The organism is Corynebacterium sp. LK2590 (assembly GCF_040946105.1).
In the GTDB taxonomy this organism is placed as follows: Bacteria; Actinomycetota; Actinomycetes; order Mycobacteriales; family Mycobacteriaceae; genus Corynebacterium.
Map to the genome: position 1 here is coordinate 164378 of NZ_JAYWMH010000002.1, position 14822 is coordinate 179199.

Consider the following 14822-nt stretch of genomic DNA (forward strand, 5'->3'; position numbering starts at 1 on the left):
AACGACTATGATTTTTCGAAAACTCTCGGCCGATTGTTTCCGGCGTTACATCGTGGCCTATTCGGCGGTCAGCGTGCCCCGGACCAGGCCGGCATCCGCAGCCTCATCGCGCGGGGTATACGTCGCGCGCAGGCCGTGGTCGGCGGGCTCAAAAGCCCAGGTCCCGTCCGCCTGGCAGCGCCCGGCGAGGGTCTCGGCGTCGAAAACCACCCGAGAGCCGTCGGCCTCCGGATCGAAGAGGTAGACCTGGCAGTTTTGGTCCGGGTAGGTCACGATCCCCGTCTGCCCGGTCAGCGCCGCGACCGCGGTCCAGGGAGTATCGGCGGAGTCTTCCTCGCTCAGCTCGCCGTAGAACATGCCGCGGGCAGAAGCGGAGCCGGGATCGGTATGCAGCTCGAAGTCGCCGCCCGCGTCGTCGCGGGCGGTGGGGAGGGAAAACGGCGCGGGCTCGCTGGGGGCCGGGCGCAGCAGGTAAGCGGCGACGGCTGCGAGAAGCGCTAGCACTATCACGGTCACCCCGGCGAGGATGAGGCGGCGGCGGGAGCGACGGGACTCGCGGTAGCGCGTGAAGGTATCGGCAGGCATGACAAAAGCATAACGCCTCCCGCCGGCCCGACTGGGACCGGTGGGAGGCGTAGGTCAGCTTTTAAACGCTGGCGGAACTAGAAGTTGTCGCGGTCGGTGTTGGCCATGTCCAACACGTTCAGGCGGCGATCCAGCTCCCCCTCGGTGAGGTTCTCGCCGTCGACGAAGCCCAGGTCAATGACGGCCTCGCGCACGGTGATCTTCTCGTGGAGAGCGTGCTTGGCGGCCTTGGCGGCGTTCTCGTAGCCGATGGCGGAGTTCAGCGGGGTGACAATCGAGGTCGAAGACTCAGCGAAGGTCTTCATGCGCTCCTCGTTGGCGGTGATGCCGTCGATGCACTTCTCGGCGAAGACGCGGCCGGTGTTGGCCAGCAGGCGGGCGGATTCCAGCACGTTGCGCGCCATCATCGGGATGAAGACGTTGAGCTCGAACTGGCCCTGGGAACCGCCGAAGGCGACGGCGGCGTCGTTGCCGATGACCTGAGCGGAGACCTGGGTGGCGGTCTCGCACAGGACCGGGTTGACCTTGCCCGGCATAATCGACGAACCCGGCTGCAGATCCTTCAGGTGGATTTCGGACAGGCCGGTCAGCGGGCCGGAGCCCATCAGGCGGATGTCGTTGGCGATCTTGTACAGGCTCACAGCCACGGTGCGCATAGCGCCGGAGAACTCCACCAGGGAGTCGCGGGCAGCCTGGGCCTCGAAGTGGTTGTGCGCCTCCTGCAGCTCCTCCAGGCCGGTGAGCTTCTTGAGCTCCTCGGTGACCTTCGCGCCGAAGTCGGCGGAGGTGTTCAGGCCGGTGCCGGTGGCGGTGCCGCCGATGGCCAGCTCACCCAGGCGCGGCAGGGTAGCCTTGACGCGCTCGATGCCGAGCTCGATCTGGCGAGCGTAGCCGCCGAACTCCTGGCCCAGGGTGACCGGGGTAGCGTCCATCAGGTGGGTGCGGCCGGACTTGACGACGCCCTTCCACTCCTGTGCCTTCTTGAGAAGCGACTCGTGCAGAACCTCCAAGCCCGGGATGAGGTCGTTGACGGCCTCGTAGGTGGCCGCCACGTGGGTGGCGGTCGGGAAGGTGTCGTTGGAGGACTGGCCCATGTTGACGTGGTCGTTCGGGTGGACCTCGACGCCGGCCTTAGCAGCCAGGGAGGCGATGACCTCGTTGGTGTTCATGTTGGAGGACGTGCCGGAGCCGGTCTGGAAAACGTCGATCGGGAAGGCGTCGTCGTGCTGGTTGTCAGCAATCTCCTTGGCGGCGGCGATGATGGCGTCAGCCTTGTCCGCATCCAGGGCGCCGGAGTCCTTGTTGACCTGGGCGCAGGCCGCCTTCAGCAGGCCGAGGGCGCGGATCTGCGCGGACTCGAGGCCACGGCCGGAGATCGGGAAGTTATCCACCGCGCGCTGGGTCTGGGCGCGCCACAGGGCGTCCTTCGGGACCTGCACTTCGCCCATCGTGTCGTGTTCGATGCGGTACTCAGTCATGAAAAACCTCGTCTTCCTTAAGTTGGATTAATTGAGCTGTTGAAAACTGCGTTACAGCCACCTTTCAGTATGACAAAAAGCACGCGGGAGGGGGCTGTGATGAGTATGTCCGATTTATTCGTTCGGATCCGAGTAGTCGACCACGGAGTATTCCCGCAGCTTGGACATCTGGTGGATCGAATCGATGTAGCGGATGGTGCCGGACTTCGAGCGCATCACCAGCGAGCGGGTGGTGGCCGAGTGGGCGCGGTAGGACACGCCGCGCAGCATGTCGCCGTTGGTCACGCCGGTGGCGGCGAAGTAGCAGTTCTCGGAGGAGACCAGATCGTCGTTGGTCAGCACGCGGTCTAGGTCGTGGCCGGCAGCCTTGGCCTTTTCCGCCTCCTGCTCGTCCTTCGGCCACAGCTGGCCCTGGATCTCGCCGCCCATGCACTTCATGGCGCAAGCGGTGATGATGCCCTCCGGGGTGCCGCCGATGCCCATCATGATGTCGATGGAGTTGCCGTCCTGGGCGGCCGCGATGGCGCCGGCGACGTCGCCGTCCATGATGAGGCGCACCTTCGCGCCGGCGGCGCGGATCTGGGAGATCAGATCGTCGTGGCGCGGGCGGTCCAGCACGACGACGGTGATGTCCGACGGGCGCAGCTTCTTGGCCTTGGCCACGGCGTTGATGTTGTCCTCGACGGAGGCGCTGATGTCGATGTGGCCCTTGGCCTCTGGGCCGACGGCGATCTTCTTCATGTAGAAGACGGCCGAAGGATCGTACATGGTGCCGCGCTCGGCAGCGGCGATGACGGAAATCGCGTTCGGGCGGCCCTCGGCCATCAGGCGGGTGCCGTCGACCGGGTCCACCGCGATGTCCATCGCCGGGCCCTCGCCGGTGCCGACCTCTTCGCCGTTGAAGAGCATGGGGGCTTCGTCCTTTTCGCCCTCGCCGATAACCACGACGCCCTCCATGGACACGGAGTTGATGAGCTTGCGCATCGCGTCCACGGCGGCGCCGTCACCTTCGTTCTTCTGCCCGCGGCCAACCCACCGGCCCGAAGCCAGGGCGGCGGCTTCGGTCACCCGCACCAGCTCCATGGCTAGGTTGCGATCTGGTGCCTCCGGGGTTCCAGCGTGAGAATTCGACATCGAGGAGATTACCTTCCTTTTAATGCTGTGAGGATCTGAAAATTATCCACCCTCTATTATCCACGCCGATAGCCATTTCCACCCGCAGTACGCCCCACCTGTGGGCAAACGCCCCCGAAAGTGGGAAGTCCCGCGCGTCCGGGCGCGGGTCCGGCGGACGCTGCGGGCGGGGAGAGGGTTTTTCTTACGGCGTTGCCAACTGCCATACTGGAGGGCGTGGCTGCAGAGAATAAACCCAAACTTTTCGAGGGCGGCAAGGACATGATCCTGTCGCTGGGCGTGACCGTCATCGCGATGTTGGCGGTCGTCGGCGCGACCGGCCTGTGCACGGTCAACCCGGAAGACTCGCCGCACGCCGAGGTCACCGAGGTGGACGCGGAGAACTTCCTGCGCATGGAAACCCAGGCCACCGGCGTTCCGGCCCGCCTGCCGCAGCTGCCCGATGGCTGGTACGCCAACTCCGCCCGCCGCGGTCAGGTCGCCGGCGAGCCGGCGCCCATCGTCGGCTTCGTCACCGCCGAGAAGGGCTACCTCCAGGCCACGCAGACCACCGTCGACTACGACGAGGTCCGCCGCGGCTATGACGGCAACTACCGCGAGCACACCGACACCACCGAGATCGACGGGCAGACCGTGGAGATCTACACCAGCGACGACAACGACGTCCGCGACCTGTGGGCCGCCGACCTAGGCGACGTGCGGGTTATGGTCTCCGGCTCTGCTAACGATGCCGACTACCGCACCCTCATTTCTGCCATCGTGGCCGCCGAGCCCGTCGCCGAGGCGGGAACGCCTAGCGGCGAGCAAAAGTAACGGTTTCCAGCCGGTCGGTAAATTCCACGCTGACACCCGGGCCCTGGGCCAGCTCCGCGAGCTCGTTCTGGGTCAGCCCGGTCAGCTTCTCCTTGGCCTGGAAGACGTCGATCTTCTCCCGGCTCAGGTGCGGCTTGACGATGACGTCCGCGACGCCGTCGTCCTCGAAGGTCAGCGCGATCGCGCCGTTGAAATAGCTGATGACGTCGCCGGCGGCCTGGTGGGCTGGGCCGAAAAACTCCTCGACTAGCGCGCGGGAATCACCAAAAAAGACTGCCCCGGCCGAGCCGGAGGCGGAGACGAAATCGACGCGTTCGCCCGGGTAACCATAAATCTGCAACGTGGTGCCTTTCTCTGTTCTAAAAGTAGCTAGCTGTTAAACCGCAAGGGTGCGCGGCGCGGGCCTATTCGGCCGGGGAAGCCGGCTCCTCGCCCTGCGCATCCGGGTCGTTGCCCAGCGCCTTTTCCACGCGGCGGGCGGCGCCGTCGAGGTGGGACTCGCAGGCCTTGGCCAAGGCCTCGCCGCGCTCCCAGTACTTCAGCGACTCGTCCAGGCTCATCTGGCCCAGCTCCAAAATCTTGACGGTCTCGATGAGCTCGTCGCGGGCCTGCTCGTAGGTCAGGTTCTCCACGGGCGGGAAGGCGTCGTCGCCGGCCTGGCCGGTACCGATGGTGTCTTCGTTCATCCTGGTCTCCCTTTCGTTGTGGGGGCTTAAGGTGCGGGTATAAGGTTCTGGCTAGTCGGCCGGCTTGGCCGCCATGGCCGCGGCGGTAACGGAACCGTCGGCGACGCGGATGCGCAGCTGCGAGCCGGGCGGGGATTGCTTATAGGAGGTGACCACCTCGGGGCCGCTGCCGTCGCGGGGCAGGACCTGGACCACGGAATAGCCGCGCTGCAGGGTCGCCGCCGGCCCGAGCGCCGAGACCTGGGCGCGCAGGGCATGGACCCGGTTGTTTTCCCGGTCGAGCAGGTAATTGACGTCGCGGCGCATGGTGGCCCGAGAGCGGTCGATCTCCTCGCGGCGGGCGGTGATCGGGGAGAGGGGATCGGCCAGCACCGGGCGGGAGCGGATATTGGCCAGCCCGCGGCGCTGGTTGTCCACCCAGCCGCGCAGCGCTCCGGCCATGCGCTGGCGGGCCTCGTTGATCAGCGCCTTTTCCTCCATGACGTCGGGCACGACGCGCTTGGCCGCGTCCGTCGGGGTGGCCGCCCGCAGGTCCGCCACGTTGTCGAGCACCGGGCTGTCAGGCTCGTGGCCGATGGCGGAGACCACCGGGGTGGCCGCGGCCGCCACGGCGCGCTGCAGGGCCTCCTCGGAAAACGGGAGCAGGTCTTCGACCGAGCCGCCGCCGCGGGCGATGATGATGACGTCTACCTCCGGATCCCGGTCCAGCTGCTGCAGGGCGTCGACGACCTCTGGGACCGTGGAGCGGCCCTGCACCGCCGTATTGATGACCCGGAACTGGACGGCCGGCCAGCGGTCCTGGGCCACGGAGATGACGTCGCGTTCGGCCGCCGAGCCGCGGCCGGTAATCAGGCCGACCTTGCCCGGCAGGTAGGGCAGGCGCTTCTTGCGGGCCGGGTCGAAAAGCCCCTCGGCGGCCAGCTGCTTGCGCAGCATCTCGATGCGGGCGAGTAGCTCGCCCAGGCCGACGTGGCGGATCTCCGTCGTCCACAGCGAGAAGCTGCCGCGGCCGGCGTAGAAGGCCGGCTTGCCGCGGATGATGACCCGGTCGCCGTCCTTGAGCGGAGTCGGCAGGGAGCGGATCAGGTTGGTGGGGCAGGTCAGCTGTACGGACTTTTCCTGCTCGACGTCGCGCAGGGTCAGGTAGGACAGCTTCCACGTGTTCTTGACGTTGATCTGGGTTAGCTGGCCCTCGACCCAGAGGAAGCCTAGCCGCTCGATCCACCCTTTGACTTGGTCATTGACCTTGCCCACCGGCCACGGAGTATCCGGGGTATTCGCCGGTGCATTCATGTGTGAGCTTCCTCCCGTTCTCCCGTGATTATAGGCGTTTGCACCCAGTCTATTGTTTTGCAGTGGATTTCGTTATTCTGGGGGCATGACTGATGCTGGAAAGAATGTGCTTCTCGCGGCCCCGCGCGGGTACTGCGCCGGTGTGGACCGCGCGGTGGAAACAGTAGAAAAGGCGCTGGAGAAATACGGCGCCCCGATTTACGTGCGCAAGCAGATTGTGCACAACCGCTACGTGGTGGAATCCCTGGCCGAGCGCGGGGTGGTCTTCGTCGACGAGGCATCGGAGGCCCCCGAGGGCGCGCACCTGGTCTTCTCGGCGCACGGCATTTCCCCGGCCGTCCGCCAGGAATCCCAGCAGCGCCGCCAGCTGACTTTGGACGCGACCTGCCCGCTGGTGACGAAGGTGCACAAGGAGGTCCAGCGCTTCGAGCGCGACGGCTATCACATCCTCTTGGTGGGCCATAAGGGCCACGAGGAGGTCGAGGGCACCGCCGGTGAGGCCCTGGAGATTACCCACCTGGTTGACGGCGTGGAAGGCGTGGCGGAACTGCCGGAGTTCCTCCACGACGAGAAGCTCGTGTGGCTGTCCCAGACCACCCTGTCGGTGGATGAGACCATCACCATCGTCAACAAGCTGCGCGAGCGCTTCCCGCACCTGGAGAACCCGCCGTCAGACGATATCTGTTACGCGACGCAGAACCGCCAGGAGTCGGTGAAGGCCATCGCCCCGAAGTGCGACCTGATGATCGTGGTCGGCTCCCGCAACTCCTCGAACTCGGTTCGCCTGGTCGAGGTGGCCTTGGACGCGGGCGCGAAGGAGTCGCACCTGATCGACTTCGCCAAGGAGATCGACGAGTCCTGGCTCGACGGCGTGCAGACCGTCGGCGTGACCTGCGGCGCCTCCGTGCCGGAGCTGCTGGTCCGCGAGGTGCTCGAGTACCTCGACGAGCGCGGCTACAGCGACGTGGAGCAGGTCACCACCACCACCGAGACCATCCAGTTCGCCCTCCCGCGCGAGCTGCGCCCGGCTCGCACCAAGGCAGCCAAGGAAGCGGCAGCAAACCAGTCTTAAACCCACCGCGCCCCAGTGCCGGGGCGCAAAGAAAGCGGCGAGGCGGCCACCTTAAAGAATGTGACCGCCTCGCCGCTTGTGATTATCTTGCCGCGTCTAGCCTTTCGCCTAGTCCTCGTAGAGGTTGTCGTCGCGGGAGGGATTCGGCCGCATGCGGCGGGCCTGAGCCTGAGACTTCGGCGAGTACTGGCGGGACGTCTCAGCCAGCCGGCTGGTGGCCTCGCCGTACCGGGGAAGGTAGGAACCCGGCCTGCCCGCGCGGCGGTTCGGATCCGGGCGGTAGGCCTGCTGGTTGGTCTGCTCCTGCCGGCGCTGTTCCCGGTCGCGCTCGCGGACGCGGCCACCCCGCGAGGCGGGCTGTTCGGAGCCAAGCCCAGACGTGCGGCCCAGCGGGATATTGCCGGCCTGGGCGTGGCGCTTTTGCTCCTCGTTGCGGGCAATGAGCTCGGCCACGGTGAGCCGGCTACTGCGCTCGCGGGCCCGGGCGCTGGTGTCGCGATTGCGCTTGTCGGCCGCGGCCTCCGCGCGGCGGGCGACCTGGGCCTTTTCGTTTTCCGTACGGGCGTTAGACCGCAGCCGCCGCAGTCGGAAGGCCATAATCGCGATGGACGCCAGCGTGGTCAGGAAAAACGGAATGAAGTGCTCCAGGAACGGGAAGGCGCCGGTGACCAGGGCCGTAGCAGAAAACGCTGAAGCCCCCTCGCTGGCCCTTTCCTGGGTAACCAGCCAACCGCAGAGCAGCGTGAACACGGCGTACAGCAGCGGGGATGTGGCCACGGTCAGGTACAGCCCCCGCGGGGCCACGGTGCAGGTGACAGCCAGAACGCTAACGATGTAGCAGAGTAGGTACGGCCACCCCAGGTCCCCGAAGAGGAGGGACAGGAGAAGTCCGGTGGTCAAAGCCGCAGCGACGATAGCGATCGCCATGCCGAGCGGCAGCCCACCGCGGGCCGTTCGAGCCTGGGTTTTATGAAAAGCGTTCGCATGTGACACGAGGCGTTATTCTACCTGCCGCCCATCGTGTCCTGGGAATCATTTGGCCGCGTGCCCGAAGTCGCCCAGGCAGGGCCGGAGGTTCTGGGCCCTGCCCGGGAGAGAGCCGGAGGCTAGATACTAGTCGGACTCGGCGGCGTGGCGCGGCGAGGATTCGACCGGGGAAATCTGCGGCGGGTGCTTGTCCGTGCGGGCCGAGATGTCCATCTCCGCGAGCCGCCGGGAGGTGACCATGACGCGGCTGTCGAAGGAACCCAGCGTGGAGTTGAAGGCATCGACTGCCTTTTCCAGGTTGCGCCCCACCTTGTTGAAGTGCTCGCCCACGGTGTTGACCCGGCTGTAGAGCTCGCGCCCCAGGCGCTGGACCTCCCGGGCCTTGTCCGAGAGATCTTCCTGCCGCCAGCCCAGCGCCACGGTGCGCAGCAGGGCGAAGAGCGTGGTGGGGGTGGCGATGACGATGTTGCGGGAGAAGGCGAATTCCAAAAGCTCGGGGTCCACGCTAAGCGCCGCGTCCAGGAAGGGATCCGCGGGCACGAAGAGGACCACGAACTCCGGGGTGGGCTGGAAGGCCTCGATGTAGTCCTTGCCTGCAAGCGTGGTGATGTGGTTGCGCATCTGGTGGACGTGGTGGCGCAGAAAGGCCGCGTGTTCCTCGGGGTCCTGGGCCTCCAGCGCGTCGAGGTAGGAGCTAAACGGCACCTTCGCGTCGATGACGATGTGGCGCCCGCCGGACAAGTGGATGAGCAGGTCCGGGCGGACTTGGTGGCTGCCGAAGTGGGCGGAGACCTGTGGGTTAAAGTCCACGTGCTTGACCATGCCGCCCAGTTCGACGACGCGCTCGAGCTGAATCTCGCCCCACCGGCCGCGCACATTGGGCGAGCGCAGCGCGGTGACCAGCTGGTCGGTCCTGTCGGACAGGCGGGTAGAGGTGCGCATCATCGCCTGGACCTGGCCGCGTAGGGAGGAAAACTCGCTGGCGCGGTCGGCCTCCAGCTCGCGCAGGTGCAGGCCCAGTCGGTCCATGGCCTTTTCCAGGGGAGCTAGCGATTCGGCGACGTCGGCGCGCCGCTGCTGGGAGGCTTGGAGGGCGGCCTGTTGTTGCTCGGCGGCGCTGGGGCCGGTCGTGGCGGCGGTGGGCTGCCGGCGCTGCCAGTGGGCGTGCCCGAGCCAGCCCAGGACCGCGCCGAGGGCCACACTAATGAGAAGGAAGGCAACCGTGGCGAGCGTGGAAGTACTCATGCCTTCTAACTTCGCACACCCGCCGGACGGAAGCCTTAAGATCCCTCCCGCGTTTCGAACATTCGCGCGATTTTGTCCTTCAGCTTGCGGATGCCGGTGCGGGCCGCCGGGCGTTCGTACTCCGGCGGCGGGGAGCTCAGATCGACTAGTTCGCTCACGTCGGCACCGTCGGGCTCGGGGGCCTCCTCACGCCAATCCTGGCGCTGCCGCAGGCCCTGTTCCTGCTTGACGCGGCCGACGAGGTAGCCGGCCATGGTGGAGAACTCGACGTCGTCGGTGGACTTTTCACCGGACTGCAGCATGAGGATGTCCTGGACGTAGCGGTAGGCCACCGCGATCATCGCCGCGGCGGGCACGGCGAGGAAGGCACCGACCAGATCGAAAAGCGCCGAACCCAACGTCACGGAGACCAGGACGATAACCGGGTGCAGGCTCATCGCGCGGGCCTGCAGCAACGGCGAGAGCACGTTGCCTTCCAGCTGCTGGACCAGCAGGACCAGGCCGAGCACCATCAGGGCCTCGGTAAAGCCTAGGGAGACCAGGGCGATGGTCACGGACAGCGCGCCCGCCACGATGGCGCCAATGAACGGGATGAACCCGGCGATGAAGGTGATGATCGCCAGGGCCATCGCCAGCGGCACGCCGATAATGGCGAGGCCGCCGCCGATGAAGATGGCATCGATGCCGGAGACCAGCGCCTGGGCCCGGATGAACCCGCCCAGCGTGTTCCAGCCGCGCGTGAACAGCTCGGTCAGGTGCCAGCCGGCGCGGCGGCCGACGCTCTCGCGCAGCCACGGCAGGAATTTATGCCCATCCTTGAGGAAGAAGAAGGTCAGCACGGTGACGACCACCAGGGTGATCAGCAGGGAGGTCGCCGTGCCGATGCCGGTGAACACGGAGCCGGCGATGTCGCCGGCCTGGGCCTGCAGCCAGGAGGCGATGTCGTCGATGTACTGGCCCATGTCGTCGCTGTCCAGGTTCAGCGGCGGCCCCTGCGCCCACAGCTGCAGGCGCTGGATACCCTCGACGGTTTGCAGGTAGAGGGACTGCGACTGCCGCGCGAAATCCGGCGCGATGAACGCGACCAGTCCGCCCACCAACGACACGAAGGTCAGCATGGTAATCGCCGCGGCCAGCGAGGCGGGGAAGCGGTGGCGTCGCAGCCAGGAGGCGAACGGCGCCAGCACGGTACAGACGATCAGGGCCAGGATGACCGGCAGAATTCCCTCCCAGAAACTGCCGATGAGCCAGCCGAGCGCGTAGACCAGCAGGCCGATGACGAAGACGCGCACCGACCACAGGGCGATGCTGCGGATGTAGTGCCCGAGCACGACCAAGCGGTCGACCTGGTCGCCCGGTGGGTGGGGAGAGACCGACTTCAGCAGCTTCTGTTGGCCCTCCGCGGAGGTTATGGCCGGGTTGGCGGCTTCATCTTCTTTAGAACTCACGTCCACTATCTTGCCTTAAAAGGCCGTAAGAATGGGAAATACCTGCAACCGGCTGTCGGCTACCTGCCCCCAGTGCGTTAGGATTGGGCACGTGAGTCTTACATTAGGAATTGTCGGATTGCCCAACGTTGGCAAGTCCACGCTGTTTAACGCCCTGACCCGCAGCGACATCTTGGCGGCGAATTACCCGTTCGCCACCATCGAGCCCAACGTGGGCTTGGTGGAGCTTCCCGATGCGCGCCTGAACCGCCTGGCGGAAATCTACTCCTCCGAGCGCATTCTGCCGGCGACGGTTTCCTTCGTAGACATCGCCGGCATCGTCAAGGGTGCTTCCGAAGGCGAGGGCATGGGTAACGCCTTCCTGTCCAATATCCGCGAGGCCGACGCCATCTGCCAGGTCGTGCGCGCCTTCTCCGACGATAACGTCATCCACGTCGACGGCCAGGTCAACCCGACCAGCGATATCTCGGTGATCAACACCGAGCTCATCCTGGCCGACCTCCAGACCATCGAAAAGGCACTGCCGCGGCTGGAGAAGGAAGCCAAGAAGAACAAGGACTTGGCCGAGACCGTCGAGGAGACCAAGAAGGCCCAGGAAATCCTCGAGGACGACACCACCTTGTTCGCCGCCGCCAAGGACGGCAAGGTCAACCTCGACCTCCTCAAGGAGCTGCACCTGATGACGGCGAAGCCGTTCCTCTACGTGTTCAACTCCGACGAAGAGGTGCTTACCGACGAGGACAAGAAGGAAGAGCTGCGCCTGCTGGTCGCCCCAGCCGACTGCGTCTTCCTGGATGCCAAGACCGAGACCGAGCTGCTGGAGCTGGACGACGACGAGGCCCTCGAGCTGCTCGAGTCCGTGGGCCAGAGCGAGCCGGGCCTGCAGACCCTGGCCAAGGCCGGCTTCAACACCCTCGGCCTGCAGACCTACCTGACGGCCGGCCCGAAGGAGTCCCGCGCCTGGACCATCCACCAGGGCGATACCGCCCCGCAGGCCGCCGGCGTTATCCACTCCGACTTCGAGAAGGGCTTCATCAAGGCCGAGATCGTCTCCTTCGAGGACCTCGACGCCGCCGGCTCCATGGCCGAGGCCCGCAACCACGGCAAGGTCCGCCAGGAAGGCAAGGACTACATCATGCAGGACGGCGACGTCGTGGACTTTAAGTTCAACGTCTAGACCTGGATGCTTTCCGGCCCGGGGCAGTGTGCTCCTGGGCCGGATTTTTTATGTGTGGCCAGCGCCTTAATCTACGTGCCCAGCGGGCGGAGGCGTACTGTCCTGTCTTTCGGCGACACCCGTCGCCAGCGCCCGCAAGGCAGCGACGATGCCGGCCGTGATCTCACCCTGCGTGAGTCCTTCATTGGTGAGCGCTCCGGTGGCGGAGGATTCCGCGCCGAGGGCCTGGGGCACGTGAATGAACCCGGCGCGGGCGGGTGTTCCGGCCGTGGCGTGCAGGGCCGTGAACATGGCGGTGTTGCACACGTAGGTGCCCGCGCTGTAGGAGTCCTCCGCGGGGAGGTCTTCCCGGCGCACCGCCGCGGCCATGCCGGCCACCGGCAGGGTAGAAAAATACGCCGCCGGCGCCCCGGCGCAGACCGGCTCATCTAGCGGCTGTGCACCGGCGTTGTCCGGGAGGCGCGCGGCCATCACATTGACCGCCACCTTTTCCATCGATAGCGCCCGGCGGGATTCCGCCAGCCCTAAGCACACCACGAAGTCTGGACGATGGCTGGCGATGAGGCCGCGCAATTGCCTTCGCGCGGCGGCGAACTCCACGGGAAGTACGGCGGTGGTGACGGCGGCATCGGCAAGCGCGCTTTCGATGCCCGGCAATGCCGCGCGCGTCGGATTGTAGGAGCTCGGCCCGAATGGACCGAAGGCGGTGACCAACAGGGAAGCCATGGTGCCAAAGTCTAGCGGCTGACGGGACTAGCCTGGGGTCTATGCGTTTTAGCCAAGAACAACTGGCCGCCTACCGCGGCGCCACCGTGCCAGATCTGTTGCCGGAGCCGCTGCGTTTGCTGTTTGTTGGTATCAACCCCAGCCTGTGGACCGCGGCGACCGGCGCGCACTTCGCCCGCCCCGGCAACCGCTTCTATCCCGGTCTCTACCAGGCTGGGCTGACCACGCACCAATTCGATGCCTCGGGCGGCTACGCGGACGCCGATTTCGCCGAACTGCAAGAACTCGGCATCGGCGTGTCCAACCTCGTTCCGCGCGCGACCGCCCGCGCCGATGAGCTAACCACCGACGAGCTGCTCCAGGCCCCGGCACGCCTGGACGACGTCGTTAGCACACACCACCCGAAGGTCGTGGCCGTGCTGGGGATTACCGCCTACCGCAAGGCTTTTAAACTGCCCCAGGCAGTCATCGGGGAGCAGGATTCGCCGTGGGAGGGCACCCGTTTGTTTGTGCTCGACAACCCGAGCGGCCTCAACGCCCACGCCAGCGTCGCGGACCATGCGGCCGGGTACCGGAAGGTGGCTCAGGCCGCGGGCATCGAAGTGTAATTCTTCTGGGCCCAGATTCGCCCCGTGCGGAGGGCTTCTGCAAGAACGAAAAATGGCGCCTACGATCGGGGACCGTAAGTTACTTTCGAATTTCAAGGAGTGATTGTTGTGGCTGATCTGTCCAACAAGACCGTTGCGGTTATCGCGACTGACGGCTTTGAGGATTCGGAGCTGACCTCCCCGGTCGAGGCCGTGAAGAACGCGGGTGCGACCGTGAAGATTATCGCGCCGAAGGCAGGCGTCATCGAGGGCAAGAACGGCACCAAGGTGGACGTCGACACCACGACGTCCCTGGCCAAGGGGCAGTCTTTCGACGGCATCATCCTGCCCGGCGGCACCGGTAACGCGGATGCGCTGCGTATGGACAAGGACGCGGTCGAGCTGGTGGGCAAGCACGTCGATGCTTACCTGCCGCTCGGCGTCATCTGCCACGGCGCGTGGATCCTCACGGATGCGGACGTGCTCAAGGGCCGCACCCTGACCTCCTTCCCGTCCCTACAGACTGACCTGCGCAACGCGGGCGCTACCTGGGTTGACGACGAGGTCGTCTGCGACCAGGGTCTGGTCAGCTCTCGCACGCCGGACGATCTGCCGGCCTTCAACGACAAGTTGGTCGAGGAGATCGCAGAGGGGCAGCACTAAACCCTGCTTGACGATGCCCGGTCGCCGGAACCTTGCTTCCGCGGCCGGGCTTTTGCATGCCTAGCTCGGGCGCGCGCTAGAGCGGTGCCCCATGGTGTGTCGGTCGATGGCACGCTTGAGCGGTGAGTAGTGCTCGACGACGACGCGGCGGTAGGCTTCGGCATCGCCGGCATAAAGGGCGTTAATGATGTCCTGGTGGGCCTCGACGGTCAGGTCGAGGTTTTCCGACAGGGCGATCCGCACGTGCGGGAGGACGGCCATGTGGACCTGCCAGAAGGCATCGGAAAGCTCTTTAATGAGGGGGTTGGACGTGACCGAGACGAGCTGGGCGTGGAAGGCGCGGTCCTCGCGGGTGAACAACTCGCCCTTGGCGCGCCGGGCCCGCATGCCCTCGACGATAGTTTGTAGCTGGGACATGTCTTCGCCGCGGTAGTGGCTGACCAGGTCGTCGGTCATCCACAGATCGAGGGCCTGGCGGGTATTGACCACGTCCAGGAGGCGCTCGAGGAAGTGGTCGGTGTCCAAGACGATGCGGAAGACCATGCTCGTGACCATGGGGGACAGGGACATGTCCGCGACATAAGTCCCGTGGCCGTGGCGCACCTCGACGATGTCCAGGCTCGACAGGGTGCGTACCGCCTCGCGCACGCTGGAGCGGGAACAGCCCAGCTCCTCGCACAGGGCTGCCTCAGAGGGGAGGCTATCGCCAGTGGTCAGCCGCCGGGAGCGGATGTAGTTAATGATGCCGGTCACGGCATGGGCGGCGGCGCCGGAGTGGTTGAACATGGAGGGACGGACTTTCTAGCTCGGGGCCGGCGGACTCAGTTCCTTCTAGTTTAGTCGGTGTGCCCGGGCTGGAGTGAGTCGTTTCAGCGGTGGGAACGCTGGGCCGCCGGACCGCGGGGGTAGCGTGTCGGAGACCCCATAA

At 66.0% G+C, this 14822-nt stretch carries 16 protein-coding genes; 5 read left to right on the forward strand and 11 right to left on the reverse strand.

All coding sequences use genetic code 11. The features are described 5' to 3' along the window. Nucleotides 1-57 precede the first annotated feature (57 nt). The 3 genes from VVR85_RS03440 to glpX all read right to left on the reverse strand — a co-directional run bounded on the left by VVR85_RS03440 (nt 58) and on the right by glpX (nt 3197). Nucleotides 58-585 carry a hypothetical protein gene (locus VVR85_RS03440; protein ID WP_368519564.1) on the reverse strand — a complete coding sequence of 176 codons (528 nt, stop codon included), beginning with the start codon at nt 583-585 and terminating at the stop codon, nt 58-60. A 77-nt stretch (nt 586-662) separates the two neighbouring features. Further along, nucleotides 663-2063: a class II fumarate hydratase gene (locus VVR85_RS03445; protein ID WP_368519565.1), complete on the reverse strand. Its 1401-nt coding sequence runs from the start codon at nt 2061-2063 to the stop codon at nt 663-665. Nucleotides 2064-2177: 114 nt separating this feature from the next. Beyond that, nucleotides 2178-3197: a class II fructose-bisphosphatase gene (glpX, locus tag VVR85_RS03450; protein ID WP_368519566.1), complete on the reverse strand. Its 1020-nt coding sequence runs from the start codon at nt 3195-3197 to the stop codon at nt 2178-2180. A gap of 216 nt (nt 3198-3413) precedes the next feature. Between glpX and VVR85_RS03455 the strand changes: the two genes are divergently transcribed. Further along, nucleotides 3414-4010: a DUF4245 domain-containing protein gene (locus VVR85_RS03455; protein ID WP_368519567.1), complete on the forward strand. Its 597-nt coding sequence runs from the start codon at nt 3414-3416 to the stop codon at nt 4008-4010. Here the strand turns inward: VVR85_RS03455 and VVR85_RS03460 are convergent. The 3 genes from VVR85_RS03460 to xseA form a co-directional block, all read right to left on the reverse strand. Next, the gene (locus VVR85_RS03460) at nt 3991-4350 is read right to left on the reverse strand and encodes a hypothetical protein (protein WP_368519568.1); all 360 of its coding nucleotides are present in this window, start codon (nt 4348-4350) and stop codon (nt 3991-3993) included. The two genes, VVR85_RS03455 and VVR85_RS03460, sit on opposite strands and share 20 nt — an antisense overlap. A gap of 64 nt (nt 4351-4414) precedes the next feature. Further along, on the reverse strand, nt 4415-4696 hold the full coding sequence (locus VVR85_RS03465; RefSeq protein WP_368519569.1) for an exodeoxyribonuclease VII small subunit: 282 nt from the start codon (nt 4694-4696) through the stop codon (nt 4415-4417). A gap of 51 nt (nt 4697-4747) precedes the next feature. Then, entirely contained in the window at nt 4748-5989 is a 1242-nt protein-coding gene (gene xseA / locus VVR85_RS03470) for an exodeoxyribonuclease VII large subunit (RefSeq protein ID WP_368519570.1), read from the reverse strand. A gap of 85 nt (nt 5990-6074) precedes the next feature. On the opposite strand from xseA, the gene VVR85_RS03475 reads away from it, so the two are divergent. Then, nucleotides 6075-7061 (forward strand): 4-hydroxy-3-methylbut-2-enyl diphosphate reductase, encoded by a 987-nt coding sequence (locus VVR85_RS03475; protein ID WP_368519571.1) that lies wholly within the window; start codon nt 6075-6077, stop codon nt 7059-7061. 108 nt (nt 7062-7169) lie between these two features. On the opposite strand, the gene VVR85_RS03480 is transcribed toward VVR85_RS03475, so the two are convergent. The 3 genes from VVR85_RS03480 to VVR85_RS03490 form a co-directional block, all read right to left on the reverse strand. After that, nucleotides 7170-8054 carry a DUF6542 domain-containing protein gene (locus tag VVR85_RS03480; protein ID WP_368519572.1) on the reverse strand — a complete coding sequence of 295 codons (885 nt, stop codon included), beginning with the start codon at nt 8052-8054 and terminating at the stop codon, nt 7170-7172. 120 nt (nt 8055-8174) lie between these two features. Further along, the gene (locus tag VVR85_RS03485) at nt 8175-9293 is read right to left on the reverse strand and encodes a DNA recombination protein RmuC (protein WP_368519573.1); all 1119 of its coding nucleotides are present in this window, start codon (nt 9291-9293) and stop codon (nt 8175-8177) included. Between the two features lie 35 nt (nt 9294-9328). Beyond that, entirely contained in the window at nt 9329-10705 is a 1377-nt protein-coding gene (locus VVR85_RS03490) for an AI-2E family transporter (protein ID WP_368519791.1), read from the reverse strand. Between the two features lie 127 nt (nt 10706-10832). On the opposite strand from VVR85_RS03490, the gene ychF reads away from it, so the two are divergent. Continuing rightward, a complete protein-coding gene (ychF, locus tag VVR85_RS03495; RefSeq protein ID WP_368519574.1) occupies nt 10833-11918 on the forward strand; it encodes a redox-regulated ATPase YchF in 1086 nt (361 codons plus the stop codon). Nucleotides 11919-11984: 66 nt separating this feature from the next. Here ychF and VVR85_RS03500 read toward each other — a convergent pair whose 3' ends face one another. Then, complete coding sequence (locus VVR85_RS03500) at nt 11985-12644, reverse strand: pyroglutamyl-peptidase I (RefSeq protein WP_368519575.1); 660 nt, start codon at nt 12642-12644, stop codon at nt 11985-11987. Between the two features lie 41 nt (nt 12645-12685). On the opposite strand from VVR85_RS03500, the gene VVR85_RS03505 reads away from it, so the two are divergent. After that, nucleotides 12686-13252, forward strand: a complete 567-nt coding sequence (locus tag VVR85_RS03505) for a mismatch-specific DNA-glycosylase (protein WP_368519576.1) — start codon at nt 12686-12688, stop codon at nt 13250-13252. 108 nt (nt 13253-13360) lie between these two features. Beyond that, the gene (locus tag VVR85_RS03510; RefSeq protein WP_368519577.1) at nt 13361-13894 is read left to right on the forward strand and encodes a type 1 glutamine amidotransferase domain-containing protein; all 534 of its coding nucleotides are present in this window, start codon (nt 13361-13363) and stop codon (nt 13892-13894) included. Between the two features lie 60 nt (nt 13895-13954). Here VVR85_RS03510 and VVR85_RS03515 read toward each other — a convergent pair whose 3' ends face one another. Beyond that, the gene (locus tag VVR85_RS03515; protein WP_368519578.1) at nt 13955-14680 is read right to left on the reverse strand and encodes a FadR/GntR family transcriptional regulator; all 726 of its coding nucleotides are present in this window, start codon (nt 14678-14680) and stop codon (nt 13955-13957) included. Nucleotides 14681-14822 lie beyond the last annotated feature (142 nt).

Bases quoted from the DNA above. Each gene is read 5' to 3' on its own strand.
- VVR85_RS03440 (WP_368519564.1), bottom strand. From the start codon at position 585: ATGCCTGCCGATACCTTCACGCGCTACCGCGAGTCCCGTCGCTCCCGC.
- VVR85_RS03445 (WP_368519565.1), bottom strand. From the start codon at position 2,063: ATGACTGAGTACCGCATCGAACACGACACGATGGGCGAAGTGCAGGTC.
- glpX (WP_368519566.1), bottom strand. From the start codon at position 3,197: ATGTCGAATTCTCACGCTGGAACCCCGGAGGCACCAGATCGCAACCTA.
- VVR85_RS03465 (WP_368519569.1), bottom strand. From the start codon at position 4,696: ATGAACGAAGACACCATCGGTACCGGCCAGGCCGGCGACGACGCCTTC.
- xseA (WP_368519570.1), bottom strand. From the start codon at position 5,989: ATGAATGCACCGGCGAATACCCCGGATACTCCGTGGCCGGTGGGCAAG.
- VVR85_RS03475 (WP_368519571.1), top strand. From the start codon at position 6,075: ATGACTGATGCTGGAAAGAATGTGCTTCTCGCGGCCCCGCGCGGGTAC.
- VVR85_RS03485 (WP_368519573.1), bottom strand. From the start codon at position 9,293: ATGAGTACTTCCACGCTCGCCACGGTTGCCTTCCTTCTCATTAGTGTG.
- VVR85_RS03500 (WP_368519575.1), bottom strand. From the start codon at position 12,644: ATGGCTTCCCTGTTGGTCACCGCCTTCGGTCCATTCGGGCCGAGCTCC.
- VVR85_RS03505 (WP_368519576.1), top strand. From the start codon at position 12,686: ATGCGTTTTAGCCAAGAACAACTGGCCGCCTACCGCGGCGCCACCGTG.
- VVR85_RS03515 (WP_368519578.1), bottom strand. From the start codon at position 14,680: ATGTTCAACCACTCCGGCGCCGCCGCCCATGCCGTGACCGGCATCATT.